Raw genomic sequence first — 21,792 nt, 5'->3', positions numbered from 1 at the left:
GTCTGTTTATTCTGGCTTTACCCAAACAATGCATTGAGTTCTAATAAAAAATGGTGAACCCGAAACATCTACAACAACATGATCAGGCTTTACATCAACAAGGACACCTCGGATGCTTCCTTCTGAGGTTTGAACGACAACAGTTCTTCGCATCACCGTTTGTAGTGTTTGATACACATATGGATCAACTAATGTAACCAATTCTGGCGTCCCGTTGCGTTCATAATGATGCTGGTTTTGATAATTACTCAACATAACTACCCCCTTATTTCGCACTTACTTTGATACTATGAGGTCCTTGGATTGTACCATTCCAATTTCTAAAAATTCACAGAAAAAAGAGTGGCAATTGCCACCCTGTTTTCTCCTATTCACCAAAAACGTACTTCTTTTGTTTGTTACTAATTTATCTTCAATGAAACTGGAAGAGCAATTTCTATAGTAACGCCAATTCTTTCCCCATTATAAATATGAAGTTCTCCGCCGTGGTCAGACACAATCTTGTTGCTAATCATTAGCCCAAGCCCAGTACCTTTCTCTTTTGAAGTTATAAAGGGTTGACCAATATCATTCAAGATAGCATCATCTATTTTAGGGCCATTATTAAATATTGTAGCTATAATTTTTCGATCCACTTCTTTTACACTCACATCAATAAATCCTTCAGACTCTATGGCTTCAATTGCATTTTTAAAGATATTAATAAACACCTGTTTCAACTGATTTTTATTGCCCAAAATATAAAAATTATCCTCGGAATAACAAAGGTTAACTTGAATCTCCTGTTGATGGAACTGTGATTTAAATAAAACATAAACTTCATTAAGCGTCTCTTCTAAATGAACCTGATGAAAATTAATTTCCTTGGGCTTAGCTAAGATTAGTAATTCACTAACAATCAAGTTAATTCTTTCTATTTCCGATAGCATAATCTCTCTATTTTTCTCGTCTTTATCTAGCAATTGGACAAATCCTGACAACACAGTTAGTGGATTACGGATTTCATGAGCAATTCCTGCTGCTAATTGACCTGTCATTGAAAGTTTTTCCGACTGAATTAATTTTTCTTCCGTTTTGGACAATTGTTCTTTCGTCATTTTTTCATTCTCTTGTGCCTTCAGCCAAAGAATTCTTGTGAACTTAACATGGTAAAAAAAGAAAATCATCAATAATACCGCAAATAAAATAAAGTAAATAACATCCAATTTAATAATACTAGAAAATATTTGTTCAAAATTAAAAAGATAGAAAAATACCAAAGAAATTAAAGTAAGAACACCAGAATATAGTATTGCTTTGTAACTTTGATATAAAGAAGCTATGATAATACCAAATAGCAAGAAAATATAATTAACCAAATATGGATACTGCCAATTAAGGTAGGATAAGTAACCGATAACGGCCGTAATAATCGTGTACATAATCCACTCTTCGTACTTGTCCACCTTCACCAAAATTGTACAAAGAATACAAATCACAAAACCTACGGGTGGCCATACAGTGGTAATTTGCGGATCGATCAATAAATAAAAGATGGTCATTAGTAAATAAGAAATCCACAAAACTCTCATTACAAGACCATTTCGTTGTTTAATTAATAAATTCAATTGCATCTAGAGGTAATTCCCTTCAGTATATTCTACTATTCTTATAGTAATTGTAAAATCTAATTAATACAATGTTCATATTATAGTGTAACTTACATGGTTAAAATAGGAAGTCAGATCAATTGACAGTAGAAATACCAATATTTTATAATGGTGAACGTTATTAGTATGCACAACAACCATTTAGTTGCTATAACTACTACAAACCAAGGGGTGTTAGCTTATGTATGATATCATTATTATTGGAGCAGGTCCTGCCGGTGCCAGCGCTGCAATTTTTACAGCAAAAGCAGGGAAAAAGACTTTATTAATCGACAATGACAAAAGCATGACAAAAAGAGCATGGGTTGAAAACCACTATGGGGTAACAGAAATAACAGGTCCAGACCTTGTAGAAACAGGTAAGAAACAAGCAAGTAAACATGGTGCTGAAATTATTGAAGGCACTGTCGGAACAATTGAAAAAGCAGATAACGGTTTCAAAGTCGAAGTGGAAAACCAAATATTTGAAGCAGGTCATGTGATTTTAGCAACAGGTGTCGCTGTTGATTTAGCTGAAAAAATTGGTGTTGCTACAAAAGATGGTACAGAACCAAGAATTAAAACAGTAATTGCTGTTGATGCAGAAGGTAAAACGAATGTTGAAGGCATTTGGGCTGCAGGAACTGTCGCTGGAGTTAGCGTTCATACGATTATTACAGCTGGAGACGGTGCAAAGGTAGCTATTAACGTAATTAGCCAGTTAAACGGCGAAAGATATGTTGATCACGATGTTTTAAAGGCATAGTTTGTAAGGAGCTTCTAAATGGAAGCTCCTTTGTTTTTTCTATTTTCTATCCTAAACAGTATACTTTCCGTCATGTTTAATCCTTATATCGATTGTAAATAATGGTATTGAGGTGAGAGCATGAAGCTACTTTTAATCATAGGAAGTATTTTAGTACCATTAGTAATGATTTTACTACAGCTTAAGTGGCCTTTATTTAGACTACTTTTTCATATTTTAGCACTACTATCAGCACTAATATTCGGCAATATATCCTCAACATCAATTCACGAGATACTTATCGATGAAACAGTGTTCATGACAAACATTCACGGTGTCTTTCTAAATCCAGTTTTTTTAATTACTGGGGCTTACCTAGGCTTATATTTGATCTATATAATTGCTTTAAGTACCATATATGAAATCAGGCACCAAAAATAACCATTGTCTTATAATTCAATCCATGGTATATTAATTAAGCGATGAGCTGATTTGCATAAGTCGAGATAACGCGCCTTTATGGCAGGCACAAATGTGGAGTGCTGTTCTCTCGCCGCAATACGCAAAAAGACGTCCTTAGGGACGTCTTTTTTATTTTAGAATTCTCTGCTATTAGTGATTGTAATCACCGGAAAATACAGGCGCTAATAGCCCCTAATTACATCCCTTAACCTCAAAAAAAGGGGACGACGTCATCCCCATGTACTAACTTAGCCTTCTGTTAATCCCGTCCATTTTTTTGTCTCAAATGAGTACACTAATTCATCAACAAAGTGACTTACAGTAGAACCAGTATCCGTAAATCCTATTTTCTCATACAAGTTCTTTGCTTTTTCATTTTCAGGGTGGAACGTTAAGACAATCCTCTCACATTGAAAGCGATTAATCATGTCTTCCATGACTAACTTAAGTCCTTCTTTTCCATAGCCATTCCCCTGAAAGTTATAGTCAATCATAAATCTACAAACCTCATATTCTTTTAATTCATCTGAAAAGCCATACATAGCAAAACCAACTAACTTCTCATCTACGTAAACGGCTCTTGTGATCCACTGCTTCTCAATGCTTGCTTGGGCTAACGACAAACAGTTTGATGCAATATCTCTTTCAAAGATACGATTTTCTTGGTCCTCGCCACTTCTAAGTAAGATGACGTCAAACCAATTTTCTTTTGTTACTTCTTTCAGCATGATCATGATAATCCCTCATTCATTTATGTTAAATTCTGACACAAAAAGTCTAACATAAAAGCCTAAGAACGAAAACTCTAATTTAACCTCCGATGTGGTAACTGCCACTTTAAGTAGACTGATAGCATTCTAAGTACTACGATACTAACAAATAATATCCAGATACTAATAGGACCTGAAACTGCTTCTACTCCAATCGCTAGTCCTGCTAACATCGCCCAAGCAATATAGATTTCATTTCGCAAAAACAGTGGTTTTCTTCCAGCTAGAACGTCACGAACCATACCGCCACCAGCACCAGTTAACGCTGCTGCTACAATTACTGCACTAATTGGATGGCCCATCTGTGTTGCATAAAGAGCACCTTGTATCGCAAAGGCAGCTAAGCCTAACGCATCGAAAATTAATCCCCATTTGAACCACTGAGCCACCCATAATTTCGGAAAGAAAAAAGCAACCGTCATCACAACTATAGCTACTGTAAAAAGATGTCCTTGATCCCATAATGCGGAGACAGGTACACCAATTAGTAAGTTCCGAATTGCTCCTCCACCAAAGGCAGTGACTAGCCCTAATATATAAACCCCCATTAAATCATAGTCTTCTTCCATTGCAACAATCACACCACTTAGTGCAAACGCAATCGTTCCAATAATCGTTAATATTTCCCACTCCATGTTATTTCCCCTTAAACAATAATAAAAAGGACACAAAATGTGCCCCTAAAAATTCTACTCTATATCATAACATGAAGTCATCAAAATTACTCATTTTTCATTTTAGGTGCTTTTCTTGCTTTTGTACCTTGCTCATAAGCATAAGCCACTTCTATCAGCTTCGGTTCGCTAAATGCAGTACCTGTAAACGTAATCCCCACTGGCTCCCCTTCTTCGGTATATCCTGCCGGAACCGTAATCGATGGATAACCAGCTTTTGCTGGAATACCTGCACCAAAATTATTTGGGAAGACAATTGCGTCTAACTTGTGCTCCTCAAGAGTTGCATCAATTCCCTGTTCTGTTGACTTATAGATATCATGTTCTCTTGCATTTACATACTCTTTTTCCCTTAAAGTACCCGATGTCTCCTCCGCTTCTTCTAACAACGTTTGCCCGTATTTTAACATTTGATCTGGATCTTCGTTATTAAACTTAATAACATCTGCTAATGAACGAATGTTTGCTGAAGGTGAAAGAGAATTTAAATAGGAATTAAGTGCAACTTTAAATTCATACGTTAACACATCGTATGACCATTTTTCTTTTGTTGAAGGAATCGTAACCTCAACAACTTCTGCACCCAGCTCCGTTAACTTTTCAATTGCAGCATTCATTACAACTAACTTCTCTTCCGTTAAATACTCAAAGTATGTTTCGCGAGCAATCCCCAAACGAACTCCATGTAAATCAGTTTCCCCAAGAAACTCCAAGAAGTCTGTGTTGACTAGTGGATTGGTTTTTGTGACAGGATCGCTCTCATCATTACCAACTAAGGCGTTTAATAAGTAAACCGCATCCTTAACCGTTCTAGCCATCGGTCCTGCCGTATCTTGGCTAAATGCAATCGGAATAATTCCAGTCCTACTGATTAATCCAACCGTAGGTTTAATACCGACCAAAGAATTTTGACTAGCAGGGCTTAAAATTGATCCAGACGTTTCTGTGCCAACCGCTGCTGCTGCTAAATTGGCAGCAATCGAAGCACCCGAACCAGCACTTGATCCACCTACATCAAATTTCCCAGGTCCATAAGGGTTAAGGACTTGTCCACCCCTTGAACTATAACCACTAGGCATTCCAATCGTCATAAAATTTGCCCATTCCGTCATATTTGTTTTTCCCAGAATAATCGCTCCAGCATCTCTTAGTTGCTTTGCAACTGTCGAATCTTTCAACGCAATCGAGTCCTGTAATGCCAGAGAGCCTGCACTTGTATGCATTTTATCGGCTGTATCAATATTATCTTTTACAAGAATAGGAATCCCATGAAGTGGACTACGTGGACCCTTTTCTTTTCGTTCAACATCAAGAGCTTCTGCAATGTGTAGCGCATCAGGATTAATCTCTAAGACAGAGTTAATCTGGTCAAAGTTCGCAATTCGATAAAGATACATAAGTACAAGATATTTTGACGAAATCTCTCCATTTGTTAATTTCTCTCTTATTTCATCTATTGTCGCTTCTACTAACCATTCATCATGAAGTTGTTTTAATCTAGGATTTTGCATAAGAATTACTCCTTTTTTATTAAAATAAAGTTACCCTACTATATTGCCACAAAATTTCGCAATTGTTAAACAATAATCCTCACTGTAACCTTTTCTACTCTATGACGACTAACATTTTGAACAGGCAAGAAAAACTGTATTTGGAGGCGGTTCACATGAAAAAACATTGGAAGTTACTATCGGCCCTTACATTAGCAACGTTACTAGCCACAGCATGTGGTTCTAATGAAGTAGAGAAAAAAGTAGGTGGCAGTGATCAAACAGGCTATGAGACACCTAGTGAGAATACGGATAAAGAGACTGTAAGTGAAGATCTCGTTTCTACTGACATTCAATTTTCAGACGGCTACTATACGTTCACGTTAAAGAACGAAACAGATAAAGACCTAGAATTGACATTTAGTAGCTCACAAGAATACGAATATCACATTAAAGATAGTCAAGGCAACATCATCTACACTTACTCTATGGATAAAATGTTTATGCAACAAATTGTAGAAAAAACATTAGCTCCAGGTGAAACATACACCATGAATGTAGATGTAGATATCCTTTCATCATTACAAGCCGAAACCTACACGCTAGAAATTTGGTCAATGGCAGACAAAGCACAAGATGTAAAAACTGAAATTGAATTTACTCTTGAAGAAGTTGCAACAAGTTTAGAAGGCACTTATGTAGGTCAAATTGATAATAATTCCGTAGAGATTAAAGACAGTAATGGAAATCCTAAAGCTTACAGACTAACCGGCATTACTAACGAATTCATCTCGTCACTTGAAGCTGAAGACACTGTAATCTATAGCTACTATAAGAAAAATGGTCAGTTATTTTTGACAATGATCCACGGAGAGTTACAATAATAGGAAAAAAACACGGTATATCCACCGTGTTTTTTCTTTCTTACTCTGCATGTTTAAAATTCTTTATCTTCTTTTACCAACTACTAGGAAAATCAGGTAAGCAAGTTGAGTCTCGTCACCCGTTTTTACCATTATATAGGTGAATCAGGTAAACAAGATGAGTCTCGCTGCGCCTACTTACCATTAACTAGGACAATCAGGTAAACAAGATGAGTCTCGCTACGCCTATTTACCAACAACTAGGAGAATTAGGTAAGCAAGATCAGTCTTGCTGCGCCTATTTACCAACAACTAGGAGAATCAGGTAAGCAAGATGATTCTCGCTGCGCCTATTTACCATTAACTAGGAGAATTAGGTAAGCAAGATCAGTCTTGCTGCGCCTATTTACCATTAACTAGGAGAATCAGGTAAACAAGATGAGTCTCGCTACGCCTATTTACCAACAACTAGGAGAATCAGGTAAGCGAGATCAGTCTTGCTGCGCCTATTTACCAACAACTAGGAGAATCAGGTAAGCAAGATGAGTCTTGCTGCGCCTATTTACCATTAACTAGGTGAATTAGGTAAGCAAGATGAGTCTTGCCACGCCTATTTACCATTAACTAGGTGAATCAGGTAAGCGAGATGAGTCTCGCTACGCCTATTTACCATTAACTAGGTGAATTAGGTAAGCAAGATCCGTCTTGCTGCGCCAATTTATGGTAGCCAAAACAAAAAACACATGCAGCATAATGACATGTGTTTTGATCTACATCACTAAAAAAGGTTCCCCCACCCCAGATAAAGCTATTTATCTAAATCTAATTCCATTTCTTTAATAATTTTTAAGGCTTCCACTAAGCCCGGTAGTTTATCGAAGTTTTCCGTTTCATTATTCTCTAAGATCTTGTTAAATCGCTTTTGTATGAACTCTTCAACTACCTTGATCGCTCGCTGATTAGTCATAATATGCACCTCATAAAGCTTTTTTTTAGTATATGTGATAGCTCTTAGAGTGTTAAAAAAATCATTCTTTTAGACTAGGAACGATAAAGCTAAAATACAAATGGATGCATGATAAAGTAAGTCTAATAGACTTTTACGATATCTTCCTAGAAGGTTAAAGGCTACATAACCCGAACGAACAACAATAATAACAAGAGCAATCTTTATTAACAAAGCTGGTATCATAAAAACGCCTCCTTTTTTAGTGTTCTCAAGATACATATGCTCTATTGTCTGTCCGTTAATATAGTCCTAACTACCTTTTATGATAATAAACAAATGATGGACCTACCTTTGCTGAAAAAGTAGGTCCATCTTCTTACATTCAGTTCTTACCTTTATCCTTGCCCTTTTTGTTTTCCTTCTTATTTCCCTTGCCTGAGTTGTTGTCTTTGGTATTTCCTTGCCCTGGATTATTCTCTTTCCCTTTTGGAGGATTTTTATCTTCCTTCGCAGGTTTACCTGGTTTCACTTCTTCACGGTAATTCTCAGGCTTCGGGAAATTCGTAACCATAGTATTCTGTAAAGAAGTTGTCATAATGGCTTGGAATATCTTTGCAGGATGATTTCCTCCTGCTGTCTGCATGAGGTTGCTTGTATCCAGCTTGTCATACCCTACCCAAACCGCTGTCACTAGCTCAGGGGAATAACCAACGAACCAAGCATCTTTGACTCCACTAACTCCTTCAAAACTCCCGGTATTCGGTAACTGTGTCGTACCCGTCTTTCCTGCTGTTGGTCGCCCTAGGGTAGCATTTTTTCCAGTCCCCTCTTCGACAACACCCATTAGCATCTGCGTCATTGTATAAGCATTTTCTGGACTCATGACTTGAACTTCTTCCTCAACAACTTCTAACAAAATTTCTCCAGTGCTAGAAGTTATTCTCGTTATTGCATGAGCTTTTTTCATTGAACCAAGGTTAGGGAACATACTAAACGCTTGAGCCATGTCCATCGGTGATACCCCTTCGGTAAACCCACCAAGAGCTAAGCTTAAATTGCGATCATCACGAACTAATGGAATACTTGATCGCTGGAGGAAATCCACTCCTACACCCACTCCCATATCATTTAAAAGCGCTACTGCAGGAACATTGATTGAATGAATTAATGCATCATACATAGATACTCTTCCAAGGTAGCGATCATTATAATTCCGTGGAGAATATCCATTAAAGTTCTTCCTCTCATCAAGGAGCATGCTTGATGGACGATAGCCATTTTCCAAGGCCGGGGCAAATACAGCTAACGGTTTAATTGCAGAACCTGGTTGCCGTTTCAACTGAGTTGCACGGTTAAAGCCACGGTACACATGTTGACCACGGTAGCCAATCAGTCCTCGCACTCCCCCAGTATAAGGATCAATAACGACAGATGCGCTTTGAACAAGCTCCTCACTTGTACTCTCTGGAAACAGCTCATTTGCCACATATGCAACTTCTATCGCATTCTGAACCACAGGATCCATTTGCGTAAAAATATGCAGTCCACCCGTTAAAATATATTCTTCACTGAAACCATACTTATGTATGGCTTCTTCAAGGACATAGTCCACATAACTAGGGTATTTCCCTCTTAAACCCTCAAGTTCCCAGTCCCTAAGTACAATTCCTGAATTTACGGCTTTTTCATATTCTTCTTTATCTATATAGTTTTGTTCATACAGCAAATATAAAACAAGATCTCGTCGTTCCTTTGCTTTTTGTTCATTTTGAAACGGAGAATAGTGGGTAGGCGCTTTTGGTAAGGCTGCTAAAAGAGCTGCTTCAGCGACTGAAATCTCCTGAACATCTTTGCCGAAATACGTCTTTGCTGCATCTTGAATGCCCCATGTCCCTTCACCAAAATAGATTTGATTTAAGTAAAGTTCCAATATATCCTGTTTACTATAGTTCCGCTCAATCCGATACGCTGTTACGATTTCATTAAACTTTCTAGTATAGGTTCTATCTGATGTAAAAAACAAATTTTTCGCTAACTGTTGCGTTATCGTACTTCCACCTTGAACAACAGACCCAGCTCGAAAGTTTCTCCATGCAGATCTTGCAATCCCACGAATATCTACACCTGAATGATCAAAAAAGCGCTGGTCCTCTACGGCAATAATCGCATGAATTAGTTCGTCAGGTATTCTAGACAACGGCACTGAAGTAAACCTAGCTGACGAGAGTTCAGAAGCCGCCTCTCCATTTTTATCTATAATGACCGTTGGCCTTGGCAACGGCTCTTCTAACTTACTAAGGTCAACTTCGTAAGCCTCTACAATTAACTTTGTAAGGAAAATTGCTGCTACAGTGAACATCAATGCAAAAGCAATGATGAATGTAACTAAGATACGGCGCATATTCTGTTTTAATTTCATGTGGTTAAGCACCTTCCTGTAAACTAAAAATTTATTCGTTTATTATAACACGACAAAGTATGACTCTCTGTTCATACTTTTGGACGATTTCATCAAACAAACTTTCGAACTATTTTCTACACAAGAAACAAGGTCAATAGTGGAATTGACCCTGCTTTACGTTTCCCTTTATCTCCCTGTTTCACTAATTATCTAAAGTCACAACCACTACTTCTGGCCGGTTAAATAAACGTATTGGAATAATGCTGTTACCAAGTCCTCGATTGACAATCATCGTCGTCCCATCTAACTGGTGTTTTCCTGAAGAATACTTAGGAAATAATCCTTGGTTTGGGGCTATTAGACCCCCAATAAAAGGAACTCTAAACTGTCCCCCATGGGCATGTCCTGAAAAAACTAAATCAACACTGTAACTTGAATATAACGATACTAATTCAGGACGATGGGCAAGTAACATCGTAAATTGATGATCCTTATCTACACCTTCAATCGCATAGGTAAAGTCTATCTCTGCGGTTTCTAGTTCTGAGTGGGACACACCCAGTTTGGCAGGATCATCAATACCTATGATGGTAATCATATCACTATTAATGTAGAGATCTTCAGCTATATTCCTCAGTACACTAACACCAATATTCGTTAATTTCCCTTCTAACGTATGAATTTTCCCTGACCACCATTCGTGATTTCCTGTCACAAAATACACAGGAGCTAGCTGGACCAATTCCTCCATTAGGAGAAGACTACTAACCTCATCGTAGCGTTTAGAATCTACTAAATCTCCCGTAAAAACAATTAAGTCAGGGGCTATCTTCTCCACCTTCTTAACTAGCCTGTTTTGATCTCGCCCAAATGATTTGCTATGTAAATCTGATAACTGCACGATTTTATAACCATCAAAACTCGGTGGGATCGTACCATTTTTAATTGTATAGTCTGAAATAACGATTGAATTATTTTGAAAATAAATGAAATAACTCACTAAAATGATTGTAACTATTAAATACCATATTCGTTTCTTCATTAGCCGTTTCATAAAACTCACCTACCTACTGATATATTAGTAATTATTAACTAATCAATTTTAACATAAAATTCCATTTTTAACCCTATTCATTTACACTAGTTCGATTTCCTTCCACCAACCTTCAGACGAAGTTAATTAATCTATTAAAAATTACTAGTTTAAGACTACTCAAAACGAGGTACATACTAAATAGACGTTACTAAAAAGGAGGAGACAGAAAATGAAAAAACAAACGTCACTATTACTAACATCAGTTTTGGCTTTAGGGATGACATTTGGAGTTGCTGATCTGTCACCAAAGGCTTCATCAGTAACAACAGTCAAGATTAACAAGGGAGATACGCTTTGGGGAGTTTCCCAACAGTATGAGGGGGTTTCTGTTAGCGATCTACTAACTACCAATCCACATCTCGACCCTTATGCATTACCGATTGGTCAGGAACTCACAATTGTGCACCCGAACAACCATTTTGGTCAAGAACAAGAGCTTGTAACCTATGCTGTTCAGCCAGGGGATACGCTTTACAGTATAGCTGAGCGCTATGAAGGTGTAACTGTACAAGGTTTATTACACTTAAACGAAGGAATTGACCCTTATCATTTACCTGTTGGGATGGTTCTTTTCCTAGCAATACCAGATGAACCTACTATGGTCTTCCATACCATTCAACCAGGAAATACATTCTGGCAGATTGCTAGCGTTTATGATGGTGTGACAGTTGAAGATTTAAGAGCGGCTAACCCGCACGTAAATGAAAATGAGCTGACTATAGGATCACAAATTATCATTCCACTAGATTAACGAATACAAGGCTTAGAGAAAAATTTATTCTCTAAGCCTTTTTTTTGCTCTTACAAGGTCACACTTACTCCTTAAGATCCACTACTTATCTCGCTTGATATCACAAACATACTTTGACCAACATCAAACTCTCTTCTTATAAACAGTAAATCTCCTTCACCCGCTCTACAATCTCTTCTAGGTTTACAGCTACTTGCGCGATGGAATAACCTACAAAAAGTGGCGATGTAGCAAATCTAGGAATAACCTTGACAAGAATTTTCCCATCTAATTGATAGAAAAACAGATTATAGCTACCACATTTCGCCGGAAAATGATTTAGGATATAATGAGTCGCCATTTGAGTGTATTCGGCTAATACATTTTGATCGACTAGATTTTCCAAAACCACATTAAATTCATAGAAGCCCATCTTCGGCTTAGTTGAAAGGGTAAACTGAACAGAGTTGGTCTCGGAAATTCGGATACCTTCAAAGTGCTCTAACGTAATATCCTTGGTGTAATCGACATGCTTTAATCCTACAATTTGCATATGGGCATGGTGAATGGAGCCACCAGACAAAGGCCCATGATTTTTAAAGAGTAGTACAGATTTATACTCTTGCGATTTACTCATCTCTAACCAATTTCTAAAGGCAAAATCTATTAGATTGTGTAAATGTTCTTTGTTATAGCTTGAAAACTCTTCTTCACATGAGTCTGTTTCAATTAGAACAGTTTGATAAGTATCAGGTAAGGTTGGAAACTTATTTTTCAATAAAATAAATGGACTCTTTTCATCAAGAATATCGATAAGGTTATCTCGATCACAAAACGGACACGCTGTTGTTCGATTTATAATACTTTCTGGTTTTTGCTTACCAATCGATGGATCATAAAGTAGGTATGAGGGACTAGACATGTTTTTCACTCCAGTTTATAAGTTTGCAATAGTAGTATTCAGCATCCTATCCTAGAAATCCTTTATTCATTGAAAAAAGCTAAACCATTACAGATTTAGCTTTTCATACATTATTTAACAAGTACTTGTTTTTCTTTCCATTCCAGCGTTGTTTTTAACCCATCTTGGTAAGGGGTTCGTGGCAGTAGACCAACCTGCGCCTCATATTTCTCTCCACTTAACACAATCGGCTCCTCCGTTAAATACATCATCTCAACCATTTCTTTCATAAAAGGTTGAAAAACCCCCATAAAACGAATCATCGATTTCGATATTGTTCGTAATGATCTGGTATATCCAAACTCATCACGAAAGATCGTTAGTAATTCGTCACCTGTAATTGGTCGAGAGGCTGGTATATTCCAATTTTGATTATAAGCTTCGTCACGTAAAGCCAATTCCACCATCGCTTTTGCCCCATCTAGTGTAAACAAGTATTCCCTTGCTACGTTCGTAGGTCCAACAAAATTAGCCGTTTTGTTCGCCTCAATATTTTTCAATGTTTCATGTAAGATCGTATTTCCACAGTTCGGTCCGTAGACATCAGGCATATGAACAATTAGCGTAGGAATACCGCTATTCTTTAGTGTATTTTCCATCCCAAGACGTAATTTTCCCTTTTTCGTATGCGGATGCTTTTCGTTTCTTTCAGTAACGAAACCAGACTGTTTACCGTATGCATAAACGTTATCAACAAACGCTATTTTGGCTTCGTTAATTCTAGCTGCCTTAATCATAATTTCTACACATTTTGGATGGGTATGCTCCCAATCTTGATAAGGAAAACTTACCGAATGAAAGATAACATCAACCCCGCTAGCAGCTCTCATCACATCTTCTTCTTCTAATGCATTCCCTGTAACAATGGTAACCTTATCGCTACTGCCATAAAGACCTTGTAACTTCTCTTTTCCCCTCGCAAAAGCAATAACTTCAATTCCACGAGAAACTAACTCTTGAACTAATGCATACCCTATTCCACCTGACGCCCCTAAAACTAGTGCTTTCTTCATAATTCAACCGCTCTCCTTTTTTGACCAGTGGTCAATTATAGTTAAAAAAATATAGGTAGCTCCAAACCGTAGCTTAGAGCTTATGAACTTTTTAATCCTTTTACAATAAATTTCACATGCCCTTCAGCTGTTACCTTCACATCCTCATACCGAGTTACGTACCCTCGGTAATATGAAACAAAACCGTGCAAAGCAATAAACGCTGACCAGACATCTTTAATCGCAAGCCTCTTCCGACATAACGTCTGAACAGATTGGGCGAATTTCTGATAGCTCATATAAGCTGCTTGTTGGTTTAAACTATCTACTTCTGAATTTCTTGTCATAAACATAATTTCGTATTGGCTTTGATGATCTAGGCCAAATTCAATAAATCGAAGAAAGATGGAAGTTAACTTTGACTCGTCATCCTCGTTCCCTTCAACCACATTCTCAATCAACTGATTAAGTCTAGCAAAATCCTCTTCAACTACTCCATTAAATAACTCAGCTTTATTTTTAAAGTGGTAATAAATGGCCCCATGACTACAGCCCAATTGTTTCGCAATATTTCTCATGGACACCTTTTGGAAATCTTTTTCAATAAATTGTAATCTCGCCTCTTTCAAGATCATTTCTCGTGTTAATTCTTCAGAGGCAGGTTTTCTTGGTGACATCGCGTTCTCCTTTAATTGACCATTGGTTAATTATATTATAACTGATTAGAAAATTTTTACAAGTGTTTTCCAAAAAAAGCACACAAAATTGTGTGCTAATGTTCCATCATCACAAATGCTACCTTTGAGGTCGGATGGTAAAACACCATCAAATGCCCCATATCTCCAAAAATAAGAATGTCATTATGTACTTCATGATCATTGATGACTTTAATCGAAGGGTCAGACTCAATTGAACAAACAAACCGCATCGGCTCATTTGTTACTGGACATCTCGGTACACATGGAAACTGATACCACATCGGCACTCCACATAACAAAACGTCACGACTTTCAAATTCTTGCAGATCGTTGAGTTCATCTGTTACACGATAATTTACTCTCTCATACTCAACTTGGGTTTCTTGTAAAAAGCTGTCTTCCCAGTCATCTGTAAAGGTCGTCGGTTCAATAACCTTAGGTTCTAACGGATTACTATAATCAAAAAAGACTCCGTAATTACATTCAAACAAAGGAAAGACGATATGGAACTGTTCCATGTTCATCCACTGAAAAGCACGATCTTCCCCGCCTAAACTACCAATGTATTGGAATTTCGTCATCACTTCTGCATGTTTTGGCAATTGTAATTCCTTTGGTTTTTTTCCCCCAATACGATGATTGCCATTTACATCCTTTTTCAAAAAAAATACAGGATGGTCTTCCCACTCTTCTAGGGGTAATTCTTCATTTTCCCATTTTACTTTCTGGTGTTCCTGTTGGTGTTCTACGGCCCTAACAATCTGGTTTCCCTCAATCTCTAGTTCAATTCCTGCCTGCAATTGCTTAAACAGCTGAAAGGCTTCTTCAGTTACACCATGTGTTTTAAAATAATCAATGCTTTCTTCTTTGTCTTCTAAGTATATTTCCCATCCAGCTAAATATCTTTTTCTCATGACAAGTCACCTCTATTACCTATTGTTTACCATAAGTAAAAAACCGTTTCACTACTAGAAACGGTTTTTTACCTTATTGGGTAAGGTCTTCTATAATCCCTTTTAATACATGAGCTGCCATCACACAATCATTTAATGATGACCATTCTTTGGGATTATGGCTAATCCCATTTTGACTTCTAACAAATAACATCGCTGCAGGAGTATGAGTTCCGATGACCATCGCATCATGTCCGGCCCCACTTGGCAATAAGAATGCCTCAACCTCTTGATCCTCTACGGCCTTCATAACTTTGCCTTGCATTTGTAAGGAAATTGGAACAGGTGCAATTCGAATAGTTTCTGCTACCTCAAGCTTAACATTTCTATGCTCAGCAACTTCTTGGGCCATTTTTATCACTTCTTCAACCAACAAATCTCTCGTTTGTTTATGTATATCACGAATATCAACAGACAATGTAACCTTGCCAGGTATGACATTAATGCCGTTAGGGTGAACATTTAATCTTCCTACAGTTGCAACAGCTGTTGGACTTACTTCCCTTGGGAACCTTTCTAATTCATGTATAAACATACTCGCAGCTATTAATGCATCTTTCCGATCATTCATTGGAGTATTTCCGGCATGACCCGCTTCCCCTAGAAACGTTAACTCAAGCCAACAAGGTCCAGCAATCCCAGTCACAACCCCGACTGGAAGATTTCGTTTCTCAAGCTGTTTGCCTTGCTCAATGTGAACTTCAACAAAGGCAGCCACTTCTTTCATGTCACGCTTTGCTCTGAAATAGCCATCTACAGTCAGCCCGTCAGCTTTAATAACTTCTTGAAATGAATGACCATGTAAATCGATTAGCTTCAACTGCTCATCTTGATTTACGTCCCCAACCATCGCAGCGCTTCCGCTAAAGCCCCCACTAAAGCGTGAACCCTCTTCATCGGTAAAGATAACAACCTCATACGATTTATTTGGTTGGTAGTTAGCTTGTTTCCATGCTTCTGCCACTTCTATTGCGGCTAGAACACCCAACGGGCCATCGAAATGTCCGCCATTTGGAACAGAATCTACATGTGATCCTGAGAGGATGACATGTGCATTCCCGTCCTTACCATCCAATCTACCAAATACATTGCCTGCTCCATCCTCCCGAACAACTAATCCAGCATCCTTCATCCACGATTTCACTAACTCTTTTGCTTGTCGCTCTTCCTTTGAAAAACCCATTCTGCTAGACCCATTTTCGTCTGTCAAGCCAATTTCAGCTAGCTTTGCTAATCTTGTCGCTAATCGTTCTCCTTCAATACCTGAATGATTTAAACGAGAGTCATAATCTTGCATTAACCTATCAAAAAATTGATTTGGATATGTATTCATGCCCTTAACCTCTCCTTCTTTATAAATGGAACTTCCCTTTTATCTTTTATTCTAGACAAGATCACAATTGTAGCAATTATGCAAAAAGCTCCTAGCCATTCCGAAAAACCAAAAGGGACATTTAACCATAACACAGCAAGAAGTGCTGCCGACAATGGTTCTGTACAGGCTAACAAACTCGCCTCGGTCGCCTTTAAATATTTTAAGCTTTCTAAATAGCATAAAAACGCAAGTAATGTACCAAAAACGATGACGAAGCTAATCGCGGTTATTGATGAAACAGAAATGTTTCCCTCCACACGCCAAGGTGGGTGAAGAAAACTCATTCCGATACCACCAATAATCATCCCCCATCCTACTACAACAAACGAACCATATTTTTTTAATAATTGGATCGGTTGAAGCGTGTAAAAGGCTAGAGCTAATGCAGAAGCGATACCCCAAAACAAGGCCCAACCAGTAATAGACAGCTCACGGAAGTTTCCATGAGTCACTAATAAAAACGTTCCGACTAAAGCGAATCCAATCGCCATAAACTGTGTTCTAGATGGTAGGCTTTTCATCTTTAAAGCTACATAAAGAACAATCATTGCTGGTGCTAAGTACTGTAAAAGGGTCGCGGTTGCTGCGTTAGAAGCTTCAATTGCAGCAAAATATGTATATTGAACAGCTAATAAACCCAATGTACCAAAAAGAATTAAGCCAAACCAATGGTCTTTCCAAATTGCCCAGATGTTGTTTTCTCGTTTTATCATAGTTATCAATAAAATGAGTAGACCTGAAACTAATAAACGTATGACAACAAGCCAAGAAACACCAACACCATGCTCTTGAAATAAATACTGAGCAACTGTACCACTAACACCCCAAAAAACTGCTGCTAAAAGAACTAGGACAATCCCGAAAAACCTTAACTTTCCTTTTTCTACTTTCATGCTCGTTCCTCACTTAACAGTTATCTCTTATTCTATTATTCTGCCTCAAATATTGAAATATATGTAAAACAACAAAAAATTTTGATAACTATATACTCTTACCCAAAGAATTCTATAGTTAAACCTACTATTTAAAATTATTTTTTATGTTTTTTATTTTATAAACCCTTTATCGCGGTATTTTTCAACTTCCGCCTCCATGTCCTCATCTAAAAAGCGTACATCATGTTTCTTTAATTGAATTCTTAGCAACAGATCTAGCTTGTCGTTCATATTTGAAATGGTCCATATGACAAATCCTAAAACTCCTATGTTAATAACCACAATAATTGCAATTGTATCCACGTCTTAATCTACCTTTCTATGTATAAAATATACTCTCTTATACGGTGTGACGTCTTTAAGGAAAAAAAGTTACAATTTTTCTCAAAAATAAATAAAAAAAAGAAATGTCTAAACTAAAGACATTCCCTCGCTTATAAAAACTTGTTAATCATCCTAGCTACATCCTCATAAAATTCTTTCTCATGAGGAACGAAGTCCCTTTTACCTACTGCTTTTTTTATCACATTTTGTTTATCGTGGTTCACATAACCTTCAATTATCATTTCCTGTAGGTCATTAAAACAAAATTGATAAAAATCATCAAATACCGCTCTAAAAATGCCCGTTACCTCTTCTTCCTGTAACTCAAATTCCGAAAACCCATTTTCATAGTGAAACAAAAACACATTAGCCAATTCCTTGTCAATAAAACCAGGCTTGGTTTGACAATATTTTAGGATGCCCAATGGTACTAGCTTGTCAAAAGGTACGTCAATCCCAAGCTCTTCCTTCACTTCTCGAATCCCATCTACTACAGTTTCGTTTGCTAACAAATGGCCAGCAGCAGTAATATCCAAAAGATTTGGATAATCTTTTTTGTCGCTACTACGCAGTTGGAAATAGATATAGTTAGTATCTAACTCCTTCTTTATTAACCAGCAATGAAATGTTTCGTGCCAATAACCTTCTTTATGAACCTCTTCACGAGTAGCAACTCCAAGATGGTTTCTTTTCTCGTCATATATATTTATTAATTCTGTTTCCATTTTTTCTCCTTTAGCTTATCTCTATTAACGTCGGGTTGGTTACTTGATATCTCTTTTTAACCTCAAGTAAGGTTTCTGCTAGATTTCTCTTTACCTCTAATTCCAAGTAGACAAAATTACCACTAATTAAATAATAGTCATCGATACTATCGGAAATATGTAGATTGCCTGCATCATCTTCTTCGAATTGTTCTTCACTAACATAAAGATAATCCTGTCTAGGTGTGAAATGTATAACGATATATGTGATATTATCATCTACCTGTAACTGATCAATCGTCTCTTCACCATGTTTAAACATTCTTCTTAACATCATTATCCTCCAAAAAAGAAATCAATTACATTAGATGCTGTCGATGTTTGTTTATTATAGAACTCTGAGTAACCACATTTTTTGCAATAAACCACTAAGAATTTATTATGTTGAATATCAAACATTTTTGATAACCCTGTACCAGTAGTCGCAATCTCTTTAGTCGCCGCTTCTGTTCCCCCACATTTAATACAGCCTCGTTCTTTCATAGTCATCCCTCCACCAATTGAAAATTTTTTCAACTATATTTACGTGGTTTGATTAGGAAAGTTTCACCATTTACTCCAATCTGGTCTTTGCTTTTCTTAATGCGCTACTTAACATTACTGCCCATCCGAAAGAAACATCCGAGCAATTTCATATCGCCTTTCTTTTCCACGTGCGGTACGTAATAATAATAAATAAACAAAGGGCCCAGATTAGAAAGTTGATTGAAAAGAAAACTGCAATCTTATGCTCCAAATGATGTGGCTTTATATGGAGGAAATCCCCTATCAAGTTCGTTGGGAAAAAGAGAGTACAAATTAAATACAAAGCAACAAGAATGATTAGCCATTTTTTCATCTAGAAAGTTCCCCTTTATCAAATTATCATTTTATGAACGTTAGACGATTTTACCAACTTCATAGTTTCAGAATTATCAACATCACCCTTCATTTCAAAAAATCGTATCATATTGTGACAATAAATGGAATAAAAAAAGACGACTCTTTCGTAAGTTAGAGTCCGTCATTTTTTCTCATACACCAGGTGGGGAATAACTTGGTGGAATTTTCGCCCACCCTCTTTTTCTCATTTTCGTTTTTAGTGTCATTCCATATGCTAGAGCTTCATTTAAATCTTTTACCCACAATGTACCTAAATCAGTTCTTACACATTGTGAAGCTGCCATTGATGCGGCATTTGAAAGAGCAATCATTTTCATAGCTACCCCGTTTGAGATTTCATCATCCGTTAACTTCACACCGGGTGGAATTTCGCTAGAGTTACTCATCGGTTTAAACTCCGACACTGGTGGCAACGGCACACCTTCTTTTCTCATGAAGTCTTCCAGTTCCTGTGCCTGTGCTAGACACATCTTTTCAGCGTCTTTTAAAATCCCTTTCAATTCATCATCGTCAGTTGTATTCATACCTGCCTGCTCAAAGGCAACTGCTTCACGAAGCACCCCGTAGTACAACCAACAATGTCCGGCTTCGAGAATGTTTAACGTCGGTTGTTGTTCATCATCAATGATTGTTTTTACCGCAGCCATTATTGACTCTAGATAATTTGGCATTATCACACCTCCTACGGGAGATTTTTCCCAATAAATGTATTTTTTATAAATATTTATGATAAAAAGCACGATCCTCTAAACGAATCGTGCTCTTTCCTAGTAAATCTAATAAATCCCCAACTCCCGGTCGGAAACAACCCAAGTAACTTTCGCTTTAGTCGTTGTGTACGTTACTTCATAAGGTCCCTTACCACTGGCTACAAAGTAAACTGGACCATGTGTTTCTTCCCCGGCTTTTACGATTTCGCCTAGATTTTCCTCAAAGGGGTAAATTTCCAACTCTTGACCCCATGAGTCTTTTATTGAAAAGAGTTTTGCCGAGGCAAATGTTCCTACATCACGTATATTTTCAAATTGGATACCTAACCTTACAACAATATTTGGAGAGTATAGCTCATTTTCTAGTCTTCTAGCTACTGTCGTTCCACCTGTAATCGTAATTACATCGCCATTAATATCGATTGGTTCTCGCATACGAAAGGTTCCTAAATTAACACGGTTTCTTTCCTCTTCTTGTTCTTTTTCAATTCTTCGTTGCTCAGAGGAAGTGTTGTATTCAACGATGAGATCTCCTTCTAAATCAAAGAATTGGATCGTAGGTTCCTGTTGATTTTGATAATAGGTAGAAGCTTTATACGCTTCACGTAGATGTAAATCTGCTACCTCGGCATTAAGAGTAAGTAGATCCTGGAGCTCAATCGATAGTATTTCTTCGGTAAAATCAAGAATATCTGAATACTCCTCTAATTCGAAAAATCTTACCTCCAACAAGTCATTACCAACCAAGCTTACATCTGCAGCAAATATTTCGTTCTCATTAACCCAATTAAGGTATTGCTGATATTCCACATCAGATAGTCTTATCTCTTTTCTGCCCCAATCAAAAAGAGTAAACTCAGACCAGTCCCGATCTTTAATAACCTCTTTCCTAAGGGTTAGCTTAATATCCTTTGCTTTTTCTGTAAGTATGCTTACTTCGTAGTTTCCTGCTTCACCATGAATTTTAAGTAAACCTACAGATGTATTCCTGACTTCTTCTTCAGAAATTAGCTCACCATCAAATTGAACACGCAAAGAAAGTGTTCCTTCTCCTATAGTAATTTCATAAGGGATATCTCCACCTACTGATAGGGCCTCCGCTAAGTAAATCGTGTCAACGTGATACTCACCCTTTAACGATCCAATTGTCAGTTGCGTAGTCTCTTTGGTTGTGAGCTTATTTGTATTAATAGCAAGGTTATCAGCGAACATAGAGAATGACAACACAAGCACTATACTTAAAATAACTGTACCAATAATGAATAAACGTTTAGTCAAAAAATCATCCTTTCTACTGCTTACTTTTACTTTCATTTTACCATATAGGATCATGTTTTTTACAGATTATCCCACCCTCAAACGATTTTACTCATATAGTAACAACTTGTCT

At 37.3% G+C, this 21,792-nt stretch carries 25 protein-coding genes; 4 read left to right on the top strand and 21 right to left on the bottom strand.

Annotated features, from left to right (window positions below; all coding sequences use genetic code 11):
• Positions 1-6: 6 nt before the first annotated feature.
• Both DS745_RS02630 and DS745_RS02625 read right to left on the bottom strand, forming a co-directional pair.
• Positions 7-252: a YuzF family protein gene (locus DS745_RS02630; protein WP_241657695.1), complete on the bottom strand. Its 246-nt coding sequence runs from the start codon at positions 250-252 to the stop codon at positions 7-9.
• A gap of 149 nt (positions 253-401) precedes the next feature.
• Entirely contained in the window at positions 402-1,613 is a 1,212-nt protein-coding gene (locus DS745_RS02625; RefSeq protein WP_129076645.1) for an ATP-binding protein, read from the bottom strand.
• A 217-nt stretch (positions 1,614-1,830) separates the two neighbouring features.
• Here DS745_RS02625 and DS745_RS02620 point away from each other — a divergent pair, with 217 nt between their 5' ends.
• Complete coding sequence (locus DS745_RS02620; protein ID WP_129076644.1) at positions 1,831-2,394, top strand: FAD-dependent oxidoreductase; 564 nt, start codon at positions 1,831-1,833, stop codon at positions 2,392-2,394.
• Positions 2,395-2,514: 120 nt separating this feature from the next.
• Positions 2,515-2,814, top strand: coding sequence for a transposase (locus tag DS745_RS02615; protein ID WP_129076643.1), 300 nt, complete (start codon positions 2,515-2,517; stop codon positions 2,812-2,814).
• 269 nt (positions 2,815-3,083) lie between these two features.
• On the opposite strand, the gene DS745_RS02610 is transcribed toward DS745_RS02615, so the two are convergent.
• The 3 genes from DS745_RS02610 to DS745_RS02600 all read right to left on the bottom strand — a co-directional run bounded on the left by DS745_RS02610 (position 3,084) and on the right by DS745_RS02600 (position 5,790).
• Complete coding sequence (locus DS745_RS02610; RefSeq protein WP_129076642.1) at positions 3,084-3,569, bottom strand: GNAT family N-acetyltransferase; 486 nt, start codon at positions 3,567-3,569, stop codon at positions 3,084-3,086.
• Positions 3,570-3,640: 71 nt separating this feature from the next.
• Entirely contained in the window at positions 3,641-4,240 is a 600-nt protein-coding gene (locus tag DS745_RS02605; protein WP_129076641.1) for a trimeric intracellular cation channel family protein, read from the bottom strand.
• Between the two features lie 86 nt (positions 4,241-4,326).
• Positions 4,327-5,790, bottom strand: a complete 1,464-nt coding sequence (locus DS745_RS02600) for an amidase family protein (protein ID WP_129076640.1) — start codon at positions 5,788-5,790, stop codon at positions 4,327-4,329.
• A gap of 155 nt (positions 5,791-5,945) precedes the next feature.
• Between DS745_RS02600 and DS745_RS02595 the strand changes: the two genes are divergently transcribed.
• On the top strand, positions 5,946-6,653 hold the full coding sequence (locus DS745_RS02595; RefSeq protein ID WP_161568152.1) for a BsuPI-related putative proteinase inhibitor: 708 nt from the start codon (positions 5,946-5,948) through the stop codon (positions 6,651-6,653).
• A gap of 787 nt (positions 6,654-7,440) precedes the next feature.
• Here the strand turns inward: DS745_RS02595 and DS745_RS24455 are convergent.
• From DS745_RS24455 to DS745_RS02585, 4 genes are all read right to left on the bottom strand, one after another.
• Entirely contained in the window at positions 7,441-7,599 is a 159-nt protein-coding gene (locus DS745_RS24455; RefSeq protein ID WP_161568151.1) for a hypothetical protein, read from the bottom strand.
• Positions 7,600-7,668: 69 nt separating this feature from the next.
• The gene (locus tag DS745_RS24450) at positions 7,669-7,824 is read right to left on the bottom strand and encodes a hypothetical protein (RefSeq protein ID WP_161568150.1); all 156 of its coding nucleotides are present in this window, start codon (positions 7,822-7,824) and stop codon (positions 7,669-7,671) included.
• A 139-nt stretch (positions 7,825-7,963) separates the two neighbouring features.
• Positions 7,964-10,000: a transglycosylase domain-containing protein gene (locus tag DS745_RS02590; RefSeq protein WP_129076638.1), complete on the bottom strand. Its 2,037-nt coding sequence runs from the start codon at positions 9,998-10,000 to the stop codon at positions 7,964-7,966.
• A 184-nt stretch (positions 10,001-10,184) separates the two neighbouring features.
• Positions 10,185-11,036, bottom strand: coding sequence for a metallophosphoesterase (locus DS745_RS02585; protein WP_129076637.1), 852 nt, complete (start codon positions 11,034-11,036; stop codon positions 10,185-10,187).
• Positions 11,037-11,247: 211 nt separating this feature from the next.
• Between DS745_RS02585 and DS745_RS02580 the strand changes: the two genes are divergently transcribed.
• Complete coding sequence (locus DS745_RS02580) at positions 11,248-11,829, top strand: LysM peptidoglycan-binding domain-containing protein (protein WP_129076636.1); 582 nt, start codon at positions 11,248-11,250, stop codon at positions 11,827-11,829.
• A 136-nt stretch (positions 11,830-11,965) separates the two neighbouring features.
• Here DS745_RS02580 and DS745_RS02575 read toward each other — a convergent pair whose 3' ends face one another.
• The 12 genes from DS745_RS02575 to DS745_RS02520 form a co-directional block, all read right to left on the bottom strand.
• Positions 11,966-12,730: a DUF4931 domain-containing protein gene (locus DS745_RS02575; protein ID WP_129076635.1), complete on the bottom strand. Its 765-nt coding sequence runs from the start codon at positions 12,728-12,730 to the stop codon at positions 11,966-11,968.
• A 110-nt stretch (positions 12,731-12,840) separates the two neighbouring features.
• Positions 12,841-13,782, bottom strand: coding sequence for an SDR family NAD(P)-dependent oxidoreductase (locus tag DS745_RS02570; RefSeq protein ID WP_129076634.1), 942 nt, complete (start codon positions 13,780-13,782; stop codon positions 12,841-12,843).
• Positions 13,783-13,862: 80 nt separating this feature from the next.
• Entirely contained in the window at positions 13,863-14,438 is a 576-nt protein-coding gene (locus DS745_RS02565; RefSeq protein WP_129076633.1) for a TetR/AcrR family transcriptional regulator, read from the bottom strand.
• A 95-nt stretch (positions 14,439-14,533) separates the two neighbouring features.
• On the bottom strand, positions 14,534-15,373 hold the full coding sequence (locus DS745_RS02560; RefSeq protein WP_129076632.1) for a hypothetical protein: 840 nt from the start codon (positions 15,371-15,373) through the stop codon (positions 14,534-14,536).
• Positions 15,374-15,446: 73 nt separating this feature from the next.
• The gene (locus DS745_RS02555; protein WP_129076631.1) at positions 15,447-16,745 is read right to left on the bottom strand and encodes a Zn-dependent hydrolase; all 1,299 of its coding nucleotides are present in this window, start codon (positions 16,743-16,745) and stop codon (positions 15,447-15,449) included.
• A complete protein-coding gene (locus DS745_RS02550; RefSeq protein WP_129076630.1) occupies positions 16,742-17,680 on the bottom strand; it encodes a DMT family transporter in 939 nt (312 codons plus the stop codon). Before DS745_RS02550 ends, DS745_RS02555 begins: the two co-directional genes overlap by 4 nt.
• Positions 17,681-17,833: 153 nt before the next feature.
• Positions 17,834-18,025: a hypothetical protein gene (locus DS745_RS02545; RefSeq protein WP_129076629.1), complete on the bottom strand. Its 192-nt coding sequence runs from the start codon at positions 18,023-18,025 to the stop codon at positions 17,834-17,836.
• 131 nt (positions 18,026-18,156) lie between these two features.
• Positions 18,157-18,771: an NUDIX hydrolase gene (locus tag DS745_RS02540; RefSeq protein ID WP_129076628.1), complete on the bottom strand. Its 615-nt coding sequence runs from the start codon at positions 18,769-18,771 to the stop codon at positions 18,157-18,159.
• 10 nt (positions 18,772-18,781) lie between these two features.
• Positions 18,782-19,084, bottom strand: coding sequence for a hypothetical protein (locus tag DS745_RS02535; RefSeq protein WP_129076627.1), 303 nt, complete (start codon positions 19,082-19,084; stop codon positions 18,782-18,784).
• A 2-nt stretch (positions 19,085-19,086) separates the two neighbouring features.
• A complete protein-coding gene (locus DS745_RS02530) occupies positions 19,087-19,293 on the bottom strand; it encodes a zinc ribbon domain-containing protein (protein ID WP_129076626.1) in 207 nt (68 codons plus the stop codon).
• 530 nt (positions 19,294-19,823) lie between these two features.
• Positions 19,824-20,363, bottom strand: coding sequence for a DUF3231 family protein (locus DS745_RS02525; RefSeq protein ID WP_129076625.1), 540 nt, complete (start codon positions 20,361-20,363; stop codon positions 19,824-19,826).
• A 105-nt stretch (positions 20,364-20,468) separates the two neighbouring features.
• The gene (locus tag DS745_RS02520) at positions 20,469-21,680 is read right to left on the bottom strand and encodes a hypothetical protein (protein ID WP_129076624.1); all 1,212 of its coding nucleotides are present in this window, start codon (positions 21,678-21,680) and stop codon (positions 20,469-20,471) included.
• Between the last annotated feature and the right edge of the window lie 112 nt (positions 21,681-21,792).

The sequence above is a fragment of the Anaerobacillus alkaliphilus genome, assembly GCF_004116265.1.
In the GTDB taxonomy this organism is placed as follows: Bacteria; Bacillota; Bacilli; order Bacillales; family Anaerobacillaceae; genus Anaerobacillus; species Anaerobacillus alkaliphilus.
This window is presented reverse-complemented; position numbering and strand designations above follow the sequence as displayed.